11 protein-coding genes and 1 pseudogene are annotated in these 15,290 nt (G+C 59.4%); 4 read left to right on the top strand and 8 right to left on the bottom strand.

Annotated features, from left to right (window positions below):
* Positions 1 to 13: 13 nt before the first annotated feature.
* The 5 genes from ANTHELSMS3_RS24100 to ANTHELSMS3_RS24120 are packed head-to-tail and all read right to left on the bottom strand — an operon-like array spanning position 14 to position 7,095.
* The gene (locus ANTHELSMS3_RS24100; RefSeq protein ID WP_094037547.1) at positions 14 to 928 is read right to left on the bottom strand and encodes a branched-chain amino acid transaminase; all 915 of its coding nucleotides are present in this window, start codon (positions 926 to 928) and stop codon (positions 14 to 16) included.
* Between the two features lie 2 nt (positions 929 to 930).
* Positions 931 to 1,719, bottom strand: coding sequence for an SDR family NAD(P)-dependent oxidoreductase (locus ANTHELSMS3_RS24105; protein WP_094037548.1), 789 nt, complete (start codon positions 1,717 to 1,719; stop codon positions 931 to 933).
* A gap of 12 nt (positions 1,720 to 1,731) precedes the next feature.
* Positions 1,732 to 3,342 (bottom strand): thiamine pyrophosphate-binding protein, encoded by a 1,611-nt coding sequence (locus ANTHELSMS3_RS24110; RefSeq protein ID WP_094037549.1) that lies wholly within the window; start codon positions 3,340 to 3,342, stop codon positions 1,732 to 1,734.
* Between the two features lies 1 nt (position 3,343).
* Positions 3,344 to 5,452, bottom strand: a complete 2,109-nt coding sequence (locus tag ANTHELSMS3_RS24115; protein WP_094037550.1) for a hydantoinase/oxoprolinase family protein — start codon at positions 5,450 to 5,452, stop codon at positions 3,344 to 3,346.
* A complete protein-coding gene (locus tag ANTHELSMS3_RS24120; protein ID WP_094037611.1) occupies positions 5,449 to 7,095 on the bottom strand; it encodes a hydantoinase B/oxoprolinase family protein in 1,647 nt (548 codons plus the stop codon). The genes ANTHELSMS3_RS24115 and ANTHELSMS3_RS24120 overlap by 4 nt, the downstream gene beginning before the upstream one ends.
* 229 nt (positions 7,096 to 7,324) lie before the next feature.
* On the opposite strand from ANTHELSMS3_RS24120, the gene ANTHELSMS3_RS24125 reads away from it, so the two are divergent.
* From ANTHELSMS3_RS24125 to ANTHELSMS3_RS26415, 4 genes are all read left to right on the top strand, one after another.
* Positions 7,325 to 8,761, top strand: a complete 1,437-nt coding sequence (locus ANTHELSMS3_RS24125; RefSeq protein WP_094037612.1) for an aldehyde dehydrogenase — start codon at positions 7,325 to 7,327, stop codon at positions 8,759 to 8,761.
* A 16-nt stretch (positions 8,762 to 8,777) separates the two neighbouring features.
* Positions 8,778 to 10,016: an NAD(P)/FAD-dependent oxidoreductase gene (locus ANTHELSMS3_RS24130; protein WP_094037551.1), complete on the top strand. Its 1,239-nt coding sequence runs from the start codon at positions 8,778 to 8,780 to the stop codon at positions 10,014 to 10,016.
* A 13-nt stretch (positions 10,017 to 10,029) separates the two neighbouring features.
* A complete protein-coding gene (locus tag ANTHELSMS3_RS24135) occupies positions 10,030 to 11,010 on the top strand; it encodes an ornithine cyclodeaminase family protein (protein ID WP_094037552.1) in 981 nt (326 codons plus the stop codon).
* A 164-nt stretch (positions 11,011 to 11,174) separates the two neighbouring features.
* Positions 11,175 to 12,788, top strand: a complete 1,614-nt coding sequence (locus tag ANTHELSMS3_RS26415) for an amino acid ABC transporter permease/ATP-binding protein (protein ID WP_094037553.1) — start codon at positions 11,175 to 11,177, stop codon at positions 12,786 to 12,788.
* 69 nt (positions 12,789 to 12,857) lie between these two features.
* Here ANTHELSMS3_RS26415 and ANTHELSMS3_RS26200 read toward each other — a convergent pair whose 3' ends face one another.
* The 3 genes and pseudogenes from ANTHELSMS3_RS26200 to ANTHELSMS3_RS24150 all read right to left on the bottom strand — a co-directional run bounded on the left by ANTHELSMS3_RS26200 (position 12,858) and on the right by ANTHELSMS3_RS24150 (position 14,698).
* The gene (locus tag ANTHELSMS3_RS26200; protein ID WP_254694960.1) at positions 12,858 to 13,358 is read right to left on the bottom strand and encodes an EamA family transporter; all 501 of its coding nucleotides are present in this window, start codon (positions 13,356 to 13,358) and stop codon (positions 12,858 to 12,860) included.
* Positions 13,359 to 13,730, bottom strand: a pseudogene (locus ANTHELSMS3_RS26540) (EamA family transporter); the annotation flags it as partial.
* A gap of 80 nt (positions 13,731 to 13,810) precedes the next feature.
* Entirely contained in the window at positions 13,811 to 14,698 is an 888-nt protein-coding gene (locus tag ANTHELSMS3_RS24150; protein WP_094037613.1) for an alpha/beta fold hydrolase, read from the bottom strand.
* Positions 14,699 to 15,290: the final 592 nt, after the last annotated feature.

Raw genomic sequence — 15,290 nt, forward strand, 5'->3', positions numbered from 1 at the left:
GGTCAGTAGAGCACTATACTTCCGTTCGCCACTCTGGACGGTGGCTTTTGCGTCCGAAGGCCAGATCGAAATAGTCGGATTGCAGCGCGCGCGTTGTCTCCCCGGGAGATCCGCTGCCGATCGGGTCACCGTCAACGTCGATCAACGGCGTAATCTCGGCCCCGGTGCCGCAGAAGAACGCCTCGGACGCATCGAAGAATTCGCTACGATCCATCTCACGTTCCTGAACGGGGATGCCTTGCGCCTTGAGCAGCTCGATTACAGTATCACGCGTAATGCTTTCCAGGATATCGCTGGTGACAGAGGGCGTGACCGCCACGCCGTTGCGAATGATGAAAAGGCACATGCCTTGACCTTCGGACACCTTGCCGCGACTGTTGAGCAGGATCGCTGCCTCATACCCGTCGCGGGTTGCCTGAAGGCCAGCATAACGCGAATTGTTGTAGTTGGCGTTAGCCTTGGCACGGGCCGGCATGACGTTGTCGGAAATCCGCTGCCAGGACGACACCTGCGCGCGGACACCGGTTTCGACCTTTTTTGGCGTGCCGCGTGGGATGGCGGTTATGAAGCTGCCGATGGGGTCGGTGGCATAGCTTTCGCCGGTGCCGCCGACATAGACCGTGGGCCGGATATGAACCGAGGACCGGAAGCCGTTCTTTCGCATGAGCGCAATCGTGGCTTCCATCATCTCTTCGGCGGGCACAACCCTACCAAAGCGCATGATGCGCTGGCTCAGCTCCATCCGGCGCATGTGATCTTCAAGACGGAAGAGATACATCTTCTCGTCTGACTCGTTCCAGTAACCACGGATGCCTTCGAACACCGCAGCGCCGTATTTCACCGCTGGCGAAAAGACATGGAGCTTGGCGTCGTCCCAGCGCACCAACTCACCATCAAGGTAGATATAGAGGTCTGAAAAATCATCCATCTTCAATATCTCTCTTGCACGGGCAGGGTATAGTTCAGGCCCGACCGGCCGCCGTCGATATAGACGGTTTCGCCGGTCATGTAGCCTGCGTCTTCACTGGCGAGGAAGGCCACGACATTGGCGACATCGCGCCCCGCGCCAAAGCGCATGAGCGGGATGCGCGACAGGATCTCTTTGCGCTTCTCCACATCCTTGAGCAGGTTGTCACGGTTCAGTTCGGTCTGGATAGTGCCTGGGCCGACGGCGTTCACACGGATGCCATGCTTTGCCAGCGACAGTGCCATGGCATTGGTCAGGGCCGAGATGCCGCCCTTGGACGCGGCGTAGGAGGCAATGGTGGGCATCGTCATCCGCACCGACGAGGAAGACATGTTTATGATCGTCCCGGTCCTGCCGGTTTCGACCATGTGCCGCGCCACCTTCTGGCCAACCAGGTAAATCGATTTGAGGTTGATGCGGATGACGTCGTCGAAATCTTCTTCGGTCAACTCCAGAAAGTCCGCGCGCCGGGTGATGCCTGCGTTGGAGAACAGAACATCGATGCCGCCAAAGTCAGTGATGACGCGGTCCAGCGTGGCATCGACCTCGGCTTTGGTGCCCACATCGCATGTGTAAAGACGGCAGATGACGCCGTGCGTTTCAGCGATCTCTCGCGCGGTGTCTTCGCCCCGGTCCGTCAACACGTCGAGGATTGCGACGTTGGCGCCTTCCTCGGCGAAACGTTCAGCACAGGCGCGCCCGATGGAGCGGGCGCCGCCCGTGATGACAGCTGTTTTTTCCTTGAATCGCATGGCGGCCCCCCTTCAGAGTTCCCGTAGAGCATTGAATTGGTCGACGTAGCAGGACCCGTCGATCCGCACGGCGATGACAGTCGTGTTGCCAGATTTCACCGCGGCGGACAGCGCGCCGGACAACTGGGCTTCGGTTTCGGCCACGGCACCGTCGGCGCCAAAGCCCTCGGCCAGCTTGACCCAGTCGAGACCGCCGAGCTCAACTCCAAATCTCGGGATCTGCTTGAGCTCCTGCTTGACCCGGATCAGTGCAATCTCGCGGTCGTCAAAAACCATGACGATGATTGGAAGCTTTTCCTTGACCGAGGTCTGGATGTCGGCGACGGCCATTAAGAACCCGCCATCACCTGCAAATGCGATGACAGGCCTTTTGGGGTGCGCCAGACGCGCGGCCAGCGCGCCGGGTATGGCATAGCCCATGGTGCCCAACCCGTTCGAGGTCAGAAACTCGCGCGGGCCGTAGGATTGCCACTTCTGCACAACCAGAAGACGGCTTTGCCCGGCATCGCAAGTGGCGATGGTATCACGGGGCAGAGTGGCACGGGCAATTTCCATGGCGCGGTGAGGGGACAACCCCTTTGTCGATACGTTCAACGCATCGGTCACTGAGGAGCGGAATGTGGCCGCAGCTCTTTCACCCCATTCGCCCTGTCCACCAAGCCCACCTGACAAGCCCGTCAGAAGCCCGCCAATCTCGCCGATCACCTCCATCGTCGCGGGAACGAGAGCGTCTGTGGTGGGCGTATTCGCTAGGCTCAGAAGCGGTGTTGAATAGGGCCATGCCTTGGGCTGCAACTCGACCGAATCCAGTCCCACCGTGATGATCAGGTCAGCCTGATTGACAAGGTCGCGTTCGATCAGACCGCCGATGATGCAACCGGCGCGCAAGGGGTGATCTTCGGGTATCACGCCCTTACATTTCGAGGTTGTCAGAACCGGTGCACCGAGGGTCTCGGCAAAGCTGACAAGATCATCGGAGGCGCGGTCCCAAAGAACACCAAGGCCGACGAGCAGGATCGGGCGTTTCGCAGCCTTGATCATGTTCAGGGCTGGCGCAAGCGATCCCGCATCAGGCACAAGATGAAGCGTTTCCTGCCGCAAGTCCGGCGCGTTCTTCATCTCCCGTGCTTCTGCAGTGGTTTCAGTTGACGGCAGGTCGATCTGGACCGGGCCGGGGGCCGGGGCTGTTGAAATCCGCAAGGCGCGCCTGATCTGCTGCTGCGCGCTTTTGGCTTGCAGCGTCGTGCTCCACTTGGTGATCGGGTCATAGACCGCGCGGTGGTTGATCACTTGCCGCTGCCCGCTTTCCAGCGTTGCAGCGGGGTATTGGTCAGTCAGGGCGATAAGCGGCGCACGATCCAACCAGGCGTAGGCGATACCGTTCACCATGTTGGTCGCGCCGGGACCACGCGTAGAGGTGCACACACCGGGGCTGCCGGTGATTTCGCCCCACGTGGCTGCAAGGATGGCGCCCGCAGTTTCCTGTTTCATCAGGATGTAGCGCATGTCGCGCTGGCGTGCTGCGTCCATCAATTCGACGGTTTCACCGCCGGGATGCCCGGCGATGAAGGGCGTGCCGCTTTGCTTGAACGCATCGGCCATGAATTCCACTGTTGTTGCCACTTCAGGCTGCCTCCCCTTGAGGTGTTTCAATATCGACAATCAGATTTAGCCAGGGGTCCACGGTGATCGTGGTGTCAGGCCCCAAGACTGCAGTGGATTCCCGCTCTTCGATGACTGCAGGCCCGCTGAAGGTCATCCCGCAGGTCAAGCCATAGCGGTTGTAGACCTTTGCCTCGACAAACCCGGATTCCGCAAAATGCACCATGCGGGTTCCCTTGAGGGCCGTCTTACGCAGGATTTGTTCGCCCTGGAAATCCAGTTTAATTTCGACACGGGGCGCACTGGCCGCCAGCCGCCACGACACGATCTCGATGGCCACGTCCTTGATGTGACGTCCGAACAGGATCTTGTATTTTTCTTCGAACCGCGCTTGCAAATCCGCCCTGAAATCGCTGGTCAGGAAATCGGCGGGCAGTGGGACTTCGATGTCAAAGCCCTGGCCTCGATAGCGCGCGTCCACCGACGGTTTCATCACGATGCTGTCCGGGTCGGCGCCAGCATTGGCGAGCCGAGCCGCCGCATCCGCCATCATGGTATCATAATGTGCCTGCACCAGATCAGGGCTGGCCTGTTCCAGAGGCAATATCTGGCTGCGCACATCATTGACGGCCGGGGCTGCCAGCAAGAACCCCAGCGCCGAACTGACCCCGGCCCCAAAGGGCACGATCAGCCGCGAAATCTTAAGTTCCTTGGCCAGGCCGTAGGCGTGCACAGGTCCGGCACCGCCAGTGGCGATCAGAGTGTATTTGCGCGGATCGCGTCCCTTCTCCGCAATATAGCGGCGGGTGGCTGCGGCCATGTTGTTGTTCACAACCGCGTGGATGCCCGCGGCAGAGGCTTTGTCATCAAGGCCCGAACTCTCTCCGACCTTTGCGACCATCGCTTCGGACACGGCTTGCAGGTCCAGCGTCATTTCCCCGCCCAGGAAGTAATCGGGAGACAGGTAACCCAGCATCAGATCGGAATCGGTAACCGTCGGATCGGCGCCCCCCTTGCGGTAACAGACCGGGCCGGGGTCGGAGCTGGCGCTTTCGGGGCCAACCTTCAGCAGGCCCATCCGGTCCAGACGCGAGATTGAGCCGCCACCTGCGCCGATTTCGATCAAGTCGATGACCGGCACTTTCAGCGGTATGCCAGACCCCTGACGAAAGCGACGCACGCGGCCGGCTTCGAAGGTCTGGGAATGCTCGGGCTGGCCGTTTTCGATCAAGCACATCTTGGCGGTGGTGCCGCCCATGTCAAAGGCGACAACGCGGTCGGATCCGGTCAGCTTTGCGTAGTGCGCTCCGGAGATGGCACCGGCGGCGGGGCCGGATTCGATCATCTGGATCGGAGCATCTTCGGCCAGCGACAGTGCGGCGGTTCCTCCACTGGACAGCATCACCGAAAGCGTTCCGCGAAAGCCCAGATCGCTTAGTTTGTCGCGCAGTACGCGGATGTAGCGGCGCATTTTGGGCAGGACGTAGGCGTTGGACACAGCGGTACAGGTGCGCTCATATTCCCTGATTTCGGGCGCAACCCCAACCGAGGTCGTGACAGGCAGGTCCGGGTAAGCGTCTGCGATAATCTGAGCCGCGCGTTGTTCGTGGGCCGGATTGGCAAAGGCGTTGAGAAAGCTGATGGCGATGGCTTCGACACCGGCTGCAACAAGTTCCGCAGCCTGCGCGCGTACACCATCTTCGTCCAGTGTGTCCAGCACCTCGCCCTTGGCCGACATGCGTTCGGCGACGGTCAGGCGTAGGGGCCGGGGCACAATCGGTTCAGGCTTTTCCATGAACAGATCGTACAGGTCGTAGCGCATTTCATGCCCGACCTCGAGGATGTCGCGAAACCCCTTCGTGGTGATCAGCCCGACTGTTGCGCCGTTGCGTTCAATCAGGGTGTTGGTGACCAGGGTTGTGCCATGCACAACGGCGTCGATGTCGGTGATTTCAAGACCGGCCTCGCGCACGATTCGTTCCACGCCTTCACAGATCGCCTGTGACGGATCGCTGTGTGTAGTCAATTGCTTGCCGGTGAAGATGACACCGCGCTTGCCGTCGACCAGTACGAAATCGGTGAAAGTGCCGCCAACGTCGACGCCAATACGGATGCGGGGGTCTGCGGTCATTCTGTTGCTCCGTAGTCACGTTTGGCCGCAGCTTGAGATACATAGCCGTAGGCGATGTCGCGCTTGATCGCGGCGGGATCGCGCTCGCCTGGGGGGCCGAAGCCGCCGCCGCCCGGATAGTGAAAGTGCAGTTGTGCGCCGGGGCTCAGTACGCTGCGCGACTTGGGATGCAGTCGCGTACCATCGGCCAGTGCGACGACCGATTTCGATCCCGCACCGCCGCCCATGAGGCCTTCGGGAGGGTATTTATGCCGGTCTGACAAGAGTGAGATGTTGATCGGTGCATCCGACAGCACATCCAGAATGATATCCTGCCCCAGACCGCCGCGATGGGTGCCGACACCACCCGAATCCTGCGCGAGTTCCTTGTGGCGCACCAGCAGGGGCGACACACTTTCTAGGACTTCGATGCTGCCCGCGCCGGTGTTGGACGGGAAGGCGGTGCAGGCGTAGCCGTCCATCCGGCTGCTGGCCCCCAAACCGCCCGAGGCAAACAGAACCTGGTTAAAGCTCTGCCCATCCCGCGTCTTGCCGCCGAACACCGCCCGCAGTGTCGGCGCGCTGCCCGATTCCGCCACGACCAGATCGGGCACGATCTGCGCCAGGCAGCCATAGATCGCCCCAGTCAGAAGGTGGCCGGTCAACTGGCGTGCGGCAACGGGCGCAGGAAACACTGGGTTGAGGATCGACCCGTGGGGCGCCTTGACCGTGATGGACTGGAACGAGCCTTCGTTCCGGGGGCTTTCCGGGTCCAGTGCGCATTTAATCGGGTAGTTCGCATAGGCCGTCGTGTACTTCAGGACCGAATTGATGCCGCGATTGATCTGTGGCGACGTGCCCCCAAAGTCGATTTCGATGTCCGAGCCATTTATCGTCAAGCAGCATTGAATCTGAGTTTCATCGGCGTCAAAGCCGTCAGCCGTGACTGAGGCTGTCCATGACCCGTCCGGCAGATCGGCGATCGCTTTGCGCATGGCGCTTTCAGCGCGGCCGCGCAACTCGGCCGATAGCGCCACCAGATCGTCCATCCCGGTGTCGTCCAGAAACTGCTGTACCCCGGCGGCACAGACCCGTTGTGCCGAGACCTGAGCATATATGTCTCCGATGACCTGATCCGGCGCGCGAACGTTGTGGCGGATCAGCTGAGTGACAAAGGCATTTTCGCGACCGCCGTCGATGAATTTGACGGGCATCAGGCGAAGGCCTTCTTCGAACAGTTCGCGGCAGTCCCCTGCCCAGCCCGCGCCGCCGATGTCGGGCAGATGCGCGATCGAGCCAGAGAAGCCGACCAGTTTGCCCTTGTAGAAAATCGGCGCAGCCATTGTGATGTCGGGCAGGTGCCCAGATCCGATTTCGGGATCGTTTGTGATGATGCAATCGCCGGGCCGCCACTCCTCGCGCGGGATGTGCTCCAGAAACGACCGCACCGCACTGGGCAGCATTCCAACGAAGGACGGGATGCCGGCGGTGTTTTCCGAAAGGCAGTTGCAATCTGCATCCATCAACACGGTGGTGAAGTCATTTGACTCCCGCACGACGGTCGAAAAGGCAGTGCGCAGTAAGGCTGCTGCGGATTCGTCGGAAACGGAAATCAGGCGTGACCAGTAGATTTCCAGCGATATGGGGTCGAACTGCTGTGTCATGGATCCCTCGTGGTCTAGGCCCGGATGCCGCGTGGCAGCGATGGGCAGTTTCATTTAATTATGATACCAGTATACCTAATGTCAATCGCTAGAAAGGGGTGTGCTTCGGCGAACGGGGCATCTTGCGCTTGCCAAAAATAAATAGGTACACTAGTATACGCTTATGTTTGCTGGATTTCTTTTGTCCTGCAACAAAAATTTTTGCAGTCAGGTAGAAAAGGGACAGGCGATGATTACCAGACCATTCCTTGCGGACGGGACATGGACCCATGGGACAGGCACGCCGTTTTCCACGACGAACCCTGCCGATGGCACCATTGTGGAAACTGTTGCCGCCGCAAGTTCCGAGGATCTGGATGCCGCGGTGGTGGCGGCACGAAAGGCATTTTCCGATCCGTCGTGGGCCGACCTTCGACCACACGCCCGTGCCCGTTTGCTCTATCGGATGGGAGAGCTGATCGACCGTGACCGTCCCCGCCTGGCGCAGGTGCAATTGCGCGACAATGGCAAAACTCTGAACGAATGTTCGACGATGCTGGAAAGTGCGGCGAACACCTTCCGCTACTACGCGGCCGCCTGCGAGACCCATCAGGGCGCGGTTCCACCGGCGCGGGGGGCCTACATGAACTTGGCCGTCGACGTGCCTGTCGGGGTTGTCGGGGCGATCACGCCGTGGAATTCACCGGCCACGTTGGAGGCGCAGAAGCTGGCGCCGATCTTGGCGGCAGGCAATGCGGTGTTGTTGAAGCCGTCCGAGGTGACGCCGCTGATCGCTCTGGAATACGCGGCGCTGTCGCAGGAGGCCGGATTTCCACCGGGGATCGTTTCAGTGCTGACTGGTGGCATTGAGCTGGGTCGCCAGATGGTGTCACACCCGGGCATCGACATGATCAGCTTTACCGGCGGTACAAGGGCAGGCAAACTGATCGCGTCCGAAGCGGGGCTGCAGTTGAAGCCGGTTGTGCTCGAGCTTGGGGGGAAATCACCGCATATTGTCTGCGCCGACGCCGATTTGGAGGCCGCTGCGCGTGCCGTGGCCATAGGCATTTTTGCCGGGACCGGTCAAAGTTGCGTCGCTGGATCGCGGATCTTTGTCGAGCATTCCATTCTGGCAGAGTTTACCGCCTCCCTGGTCGATATTGCCAAGTCGCTGGAACTGGGCGCGCCGGAAGAATCTACAACCGACTTGGGGCCGCTGGTATCCTTTGGCCATCGCGAGGTTGTTCATGGCCATGTGCTGCGCGCCGTTGCCGATGGCGCCACCCTGCTCACGGGTGGTGATCTGCCAGCTGACCCAAAGTTGAGCGCGGGCGCTTATTACCCTCCGACGCTGCTGACGGGACTCCCGAATTCGTCGGATATCTGCCAGCAGGAGGTGTTTGGTCCGGTGGCCGTCGTATTGCCATTTGATGACGATGCGAATCTGATCGCACAAGCCAATCACAGCGATTTTGGTTTGGCATCGGGCGTGTGGACCAAAAGCCTGGAGCGCGCGTGGCGCATCGCAGACGGCCTGCAGGCTGGCACCTGCTGGATCAACTCCTATAAGAATCTGTCAATATCGGCTCCGTTCCAGGGACACAAGCAGAGCGGGCTGGGTCGCGAAAAGGGTCTGGACGGTCTGCGCCAGTATGTTCAGACAAAAACCGTCTTCTGGCCGGTTTGAGAGGAGCTGTTGACGCATGCAAGACTCGAGGCCCCGGATCCCGCCCTACGGGACAAGTAGCAAGAGCGTGGTTCTGAGCACGGCGGATGTTGTTATCGTCGGCGGCGGTATCATAGGCTGCTGGACGGCGCTTCGGCTGGCCGAAGCCGGTCAAAAGGTCACTGTGATCGAAAGATCCGAGATCGGTCACGAGGGCTCCGGCCGCAACCGAGGCAATGTGCGCGTGCAATTGCGCGAAGCCGCGGAACGCGCACTGATCGAACGTTCTCTCAATCTGTGGCAAGAGATCGAGGACACCGCCCGCAAGACCGTGGAATACCGCGTCACTGGCAATCTTCTGGTGTCCTACGACGCCACCATGGCCGAGGACTTTTGCATAGAGGCCGAAGACCATCGAGCCTTGGGCTATGATGCGCATGTCGTGGAGGGGGATGATCTGCGCGCACTGGTGCCCGGCCTGAGCCAAGAGGTTCCTTGCGGGTTTCTGACCACGCAGGACGGGCATGTGAACGGCCAATTGGCCACTTGGGACATTGCATCTCGTGCCAAGGCCGCCGGCGTGCAGTTCCTGCGCGGTGTCAGTGTTAACCGGATCGCGGTCGATCATGATCGCGTCACTTCGGTCCTCACGGACGCGGGCACCTTCGCGACCGGCTGCGTTCTTGTAACGGCAGCGGGCGGCGCTGCGCCTTTGTTGGAGCCGTTGGGTCTCAAGGTCCCGATTTCGCTGGCGTTGCACCAGATCCTTGTCACCGAAAAGTTGCCGCATGTGACCGGGCCGTACCTGCGCTGTGCTTCTCCCCGGATCAGTTTCTGCCAGACGGCGATGGGATCGCTGCTGCTGGGGCTGGGTCCCGCGCGGACGATAGCGCAGGGCGATCCGCAAAAAGTCGAACCGGAAAAGATCGCGGCGATTATGGCCGAGACGACGCGTCTGGTCCCGACTTTGGCCGGTGCTCATGTGGTGCGCAGCTGGCCGGGCCTGTTCGATCTGACACCGGATGGCCGCGCGATGATCGGCCCCGCCGCCGGAGTAGATGGACTGTGGGTCGCCACCGGATTCAACGGACACGGCATGTCTATATCGCCAGCCGTCACCGAGTCGCTTGCGACCATGATGACTGGGGTGACGCCGGCAATCCCGCTGGACGCGTTTGACCCCGACCGCTTTGAACATCCCATCCAAGCTGACGAGCAAGACCGACCCAAGAGCCGCGTTGGCCATCTTGGCAATCTCGTCGCTCCACCCATCTGACTGGATTCCCTCCATGACACTCATTCTCGACAAACAAGCTGTGATCGATAGCATCGACCTTCGGACACTCGTGGAAGATGTGGCGCAAGGCATGGCGGCGCTGTCCCAAGGGCAGGTCATCCAGCCGCTGCGCACACGCGTCTTTTCACCGGAAACCGGAGGGCTGCTGGCCAGTTTGCCGTGTTATCTGGCGGGCGCAGAGCTGTTCAGCGCCAAACTGGGCTTCAGCCACCCGACGCTGCGCGCGCCCGACGGGACACGTCATTTGACGCAGGTCGTTGCGCTTGGCGACACCGAAGGACGCTTGATGGCAGTGATGCATGGCACGCTTCTGGGCATGTACCGGACGGCGGCCTGTTCGGCTTTGGCCGCAAAACACCTGAGCGCGCCGGTCGCAGCGCATCTCGCTGTGATCGGCGGTGGTCCTATGGGGCAGGCCGAGGCCGAGGTCATGGCAACGGTGCGACCGCTGAACAAGATCACTGTCTTTGACACCAACCCGAAAGCCGCGGAACGCTTCAAGGTGTATGTCGAGGCAAGGACGGGCATTTCGGTAACGCTGTGTGCGTCTGCGCAAGAAGCTGTGGCCGGTGCGCCGATTGTGTCTCTGGCCACAACCGCCCATGATCCGGTGATCGATCGTGCCTGGCTGCGGGATGATTGTCATGTCGCGGCGCTTGGTGCGCACCGTATCGACCAACGCGAAATCGACAGCGCCACAATGGCTGAGGCAGGCGTGTTCATCGAAAGCCGTGAGGCGTTGATGGCCGAAGCCGGTGATTATCTGATTCCCATGACAGAAGACTTGTACGGTGCGGACCATTTCGTCGCCGAAGTGGGCGATCTGACGACAGGGCAGGTCGATGACCGCAAATGGCCCGACCGGTTGACCGTGTTCAAATCGACCGGAGTCGGCATTCAGGATCTGGTAATCGCGCGCCACGTCTACGAATGCGCAAAGGCCGCAGGCCGCGGGGTCGAGATCGAATTCTGAACTGGCGGACGCCAGTTCGTCGAAGCGTGTCTAGGAACAAGTATGCCAAGAATTTCAGCGTAGCCGACAATCCTGTTGATTTCTGACATCGCCAAAACCAGAACTGTTGACAGATAATACGAGTATACTGGTATACTATAAAATCATGACAGTGAGGTCTCGAAATGGAAATACTGCAGTATGCCACAAGCGCATATCTTCTGAATGGTTTGTTGATTGCCATTCAGATCACGGGAATCGCGATGGTATCTGGGCTGGCACTTGGTTTGCTTCTGGCCTTGATGCGAATGTCGAACAACCCGGTCTTCAGCGGCGTGGCCTGGTTCTATATCTGGGTCATGCGGGGTACGCCGATCCTGCTGCAGCTGATTTTCATCTATGACGCCTTGCCGCGCATGGGGATTTTGCTGTCACCATTCTGGACGGCCGTTATCGGTTTCGCGCTGAACGAAGCGGCTTTTGCCGCGGAATTCATTCGGGGCGGGCTGCTGTCTGTCAAACGCAACCAATCCGTTGCGGCATCGGCCCTAGGCATGGGGCCCTTCGTGACCTTGCGTCGGATCGTATTGCCACAGGCATTGCGCGCCATCGCGCCGCAGATCTCGAACGGGACCATTTCGATGCTCAAGGGCACGTCCCTTGCCTCGATCGTTTTCGTAAACGAACTGACGTTCCGCGCCCAGCAGATCGTGGCCACCAACTTTGACTTCTTCACGGTGTTTATTGCGGCGGCGACTTTGTATCTGTGCGCCACGACACTGATCTCGTTCGGGCAGCTATATGTGGAGCGCAAGATCGATCCGGAGCTGCGCACGCTCAGCAAATCGCCGTCGTTGTGGTCTCGCTGGGTGACCGGGGTGAGAACGCCCATGCCCCGCGAGGAAGAGGCTAGTCCGAAACCCGCCGACGCGGCCCAGGCATCTGATGCGTCCGACGATCACGTGATCATCAAGGCGCTGGCGTCGGACGTGGCAAAAGACGTGCAGGAGACAGCTGATATGCCCTTTGTCGTCTGCCGCAATGTGCGCAAGTCTTACAAGCTGCGCGGACGGGAACCTCTCGAAGTGCTGAATAGCGTGAATTTCGAAGTGCACCGGGGCGAGGTTGTCGCCATTCTGGGGGCCAGCGGATCAGGCAAAAGTACACTGCTGCGGCTGATCAACCACCTTGAAGAGTTGAACGGGGGCGAGATCCTAGTCGAAGGAAAGCCTGTAGGATACGAAAAGAAAGGCGACAAGATGGTGCCGATCAAGGCACTGTCCAAGGCCCGGGCCGATGCCCGCATCGGCATGGTGTTCCAAAGCTTTGACCTGTTCGATCACAAGACCGCGCTGGAAAACATCGCCGAAGCACCGGTGCAGGTCTATGGTATGAGCCGCTCGGACGCCAACGAACGGGCCCGTAAGCTACTCGACGGAGTTGGATTGGGCGAACACGCTGACCATCTCCCAATGCGGCTTTCGGGCGGCCAACAGCAGCGTGTGGCGATCGCGCGTGCCCTCGCGACCAAACCAAAGCTGATGCTCTTTGACGAACCCACCTCGGCGCTCGACCCGGAACTTGTGGGCGAGGTGCTGGCTGTAATGCGCAGTCTTGCCGAGGCAGGGATGACCATGATTGTCGTCACCCATGAAATCCGCTTTGCTCGCGAAGTGGCCGACCGGGTGGTCTTTATGGACCAGGGGGTGATCGTCGAAGAGGGCCCTCCATCCGAGGTGTTGGATAACCCCAAGGAACCCCGGACGCAACAATTCCTGCGCATGGTGCAGGATCACTAATCTAACAAGGGACTCATAAAAGCGCCCGCGTCATGCATGCGGGCGCTTTTTCATGTCAGCTGTTTGTGACTAGGGCCGATTGACCGTTTTGTCGAACGCGACAAGCAGTGTGGCACTTGCGATCAGGACGATGCCAAACACGCTCCACCCCTCAAGAACTTCACCGGCGGCAAGGCCTATCAGGACGCCCCACGCCAGCTGCACAAAATCGGTGATGATGACTTGTGTGGTTTGCCCATGCCGGAGCGCAGTTGTCCAGAACAGCGTACCCGAGGCTGTCAGAAGTCCGATTGCGCCCAGCTCCGCCCATTGCCAGCCTTCGGGCCAGATCCAGAATGGCAATGCAGCGGGCAGGCTGAAAACCGTAATGACGGCACTGGTCCAAAGGGCGATGATCAGAGGCTCTTCGGACCGTGAGGCGCTTCGCACCAGAACGGCGGCTATTCCCCAGCACGCCGCAGCGGCAAGAACCGACAGCGCCTCGGGCTGCAACCCCTCAACGCCTGGCCGGATAATGGCAAGCGCTCCGCACAGCGCGGCGAGAATCGCAAGGATTCTGAAACGCGTCACATGCTCGCCCAGAAAAAGTGCGGCGCCCAGTGTTGCAAAACATATCGTGGTCAGACTGAGGGATGTGGCTTCGGCAAGCGGCAGATGCACTAGTCCGTAAAACCATAAGAGCAGGCCCAACGCACTGAGACACCCGCGAAAAAGGATTTTTCCGGGCATTTTGGCACGGAAACTGCGGCGTAGCGCCAGCGTCAGCCCGACAAGAAGAAGAGTGCAAATGGCGGTTCGGAAAAAGACAATCTGAAACGGATGAAGACCCGCGGCACCGAGATGTCGCACGAAGATGTAGGAAAACGAATAGCTCGTGCTGGCTAAGACTCCGAAGATCAGGAAGCGGCGTGAGGTCCGGGGCGGGGAGATGGGTGCAACCATTTTGCAATCCTAATTAAAGGCTACTAGTGCACCATTTATAGATGCGCCACAAGATGGCTGCCAAGGTGGTTCGTGTCAGGCTACGAAAGTTTGTGCCTTGTCGTGAAATCAAGAATGGCCCCCGCAATCTGTCCGGCGATATCGGGATGCAGATGGAAATGGTGGTCTCCAGCAAGCGTATGCGTTTCGTATTCGACAATGAGCGCCGTCCCGAGGCTGGCCACATCCGCAGCCTTTGGGCGGTTGAGCAGAACACCTTCCCGGGCCCAGATGTTGAGAACCGGACAGCGGATGGATCGAAGTACATCCTCAAGCTGTTGCAAGTTCAGTTTGATGGCCGAACTTGCGAACAATCGGCGATCCGCACGCAATCGAAAGCCCTCTGATCCTGTCTCCAACGCGCGGTCGGCAAGCGCGCTGGCAGTGAACCAAGAGTTGCCCCTTGCGCTCCGGCGATTGATGTATTCCTCCCGTGATTTGAATAATCTTGGCGGGCGCGCCTTCTGCTGGCTCGTCTGTTCGATAAACTTTCTAAGGGAGGTAACCACGCCGTTTTCATCCGGCTCGGGCAACAGGGAATCCAGCGCCACCAATGCGCGCACCTTCTCGGGCATCGCCGCAGCGAAAAGAGAAGCGATGTTCGCCCCTCTCGAATGACCCAAGAGCACACAACTTTTCCAGTCAAGGTGTTCAAGCAACCCTGCAATCTGGGGTAGATCGTCCCAGATATTGTAGGTCGCATGCGCCGCGCGGTGGGCGCTCAGACCCTGACCACTCAGATCGAGCGCAATCACGTGGCATCCGGTTAGTTTCGGCGCAAGTTCCCTAAAACTCGAAGCGTGGTCCATCCAGCCGTGGAGCGCCAGCACCGGAATGCCATCTTGCGGCCCCCATTGCAGGCCAGCGAGCCGAAGACCATCTACTTCCCAATAACACTCTTGCGGCGTTGTCTTGCTGAACGTTTCCATGTGCATAGCCGCTTCCTTAATTGATTAAGGATGTGAATTAAAAAGATTTGTTTGCGCAGAAGGTAGATTCTGCGCTTGGACCCAACCGATGGGCAATTCGTGGAGATCGCCAAGTTGCCAAGTCGTTTGTCGCGTCACGCAAAGTGTCAGCGATCATTAAGTTATGGTTCTATCTCTTTCCCATAGTCGGTCCAGGGTTGAACGCGTCAACTCGGGCGTGGCGGTCTGATTTTGTGGTGAGTTGAAATCAGCGGGGTCGGAGAATCAAGTTAACCTGATCATGCGCGGACAGAAATCTCTGGGATTGCCGATGTGAGTTAACCTGGGCGATTATATTCTCTCGCTTGAGGGTGGGCTTGTATGACACTTCAAGGGCAGTTTTCAATTCCTTGTGGATACTATGATCCGCATCCGGAGCCAGAACTTCGATCGGCTTGGTATATGAGTGCAGCATTGGCTCTGGCTGGTGTGCGAGACCAGCGCATGGGTCGTAATCTTTTCTTCAGCGCGGCATGATCGCTTTCGATGCGATTGTTTGGTGTTGTCACATTACCGGACGTGAGGTTGCTGGTTCATTGATCTGGTCTTAGGC

It is taken from the genome of Antarctobacter heliothermus (assembly GCF_002237555.1).
Taxonomy (GTDB): domain Bacteria; phylum Pseudomonadota; class Alphaproteobacteria; order Rhodobacterales; family Rhodobacteraceae; genus Antarctobacter; species Antarctobacter heliothermus_B.

What these genes read in the sequence shown, in the direction of transcription:
- ANTHELSMS3_RS24100 (WP_094037547.1), bottom strand. Translation starts at nt 928, where the DNA reads ATGGATGATTTTTCAGACCTCTATATCTACCTTGATGGTGAGTTGGTG.
- ANTHELSMS3_RS24105 (WP_094037548.1), bottom strand. Translation starts at nt 1,719, where the DNA reads ATGCGATTCAAGGAAAAAACAGCTGTCATCACGGGCGGCGCCCGCTCC.
- ANTHELSMS3_RS24115 (WP_094037550.1), bottom strand. Translation starts at nt 5,452, where the DNA reads ATGACCGCAGACCCCCGCATCCGTATTGGCGTCGACGTTGGCGGCACT.
- ANTHELSMS3_RS24120 (WP_094037611.1), bottom strand. Translation starts at nt 7,095, where the DNA reads ATGACACAGCAGTTCGACCCCATATCGCTGGAAATCTACTGGTCACGC.
- ANTHELSMS3_RS24125 (WP_094037612.1), top strand. Translation starts at nt 7,325, where the DNA reads ATGATTACCAGACCATTCCTTGCGGACGGGACATGGACCCATGGGACA.
- ANTHELSMS3_RS24130 (WP_094037551.1), top strand. Translation starts at nt 8,778, where the DNA reads ATGCAAGACTCGAGGCCCCGGATCCCGCCCTACGGGACAAGTAGCAAG.
- ANTHELSMS3_RS24135 (WP_094037552.1), top strand. Translation starts at nt 10,030, where the DNA reads ATGACACTCATTCTCGACAAACAAGCTGTGATCGATAGCATCGACCTT.
- ANTHELSMS3_RS26415 (WP_094037553.1), top strand. Translation starts at nt 11,175, where the DNA reads ATGGAAATACTGCAGTATGCCACAAGCGCATATCTTCTGAATGGTTTG.
- ANTHELSMS3_RS24150 (WP_094037613.1), bottom strand. Translation starts at nt 14,698, where the DNA reads ATGGAAACGTTCAGCAAGACAACGCCGCAAGAGTGTTATTGGGAAGTA.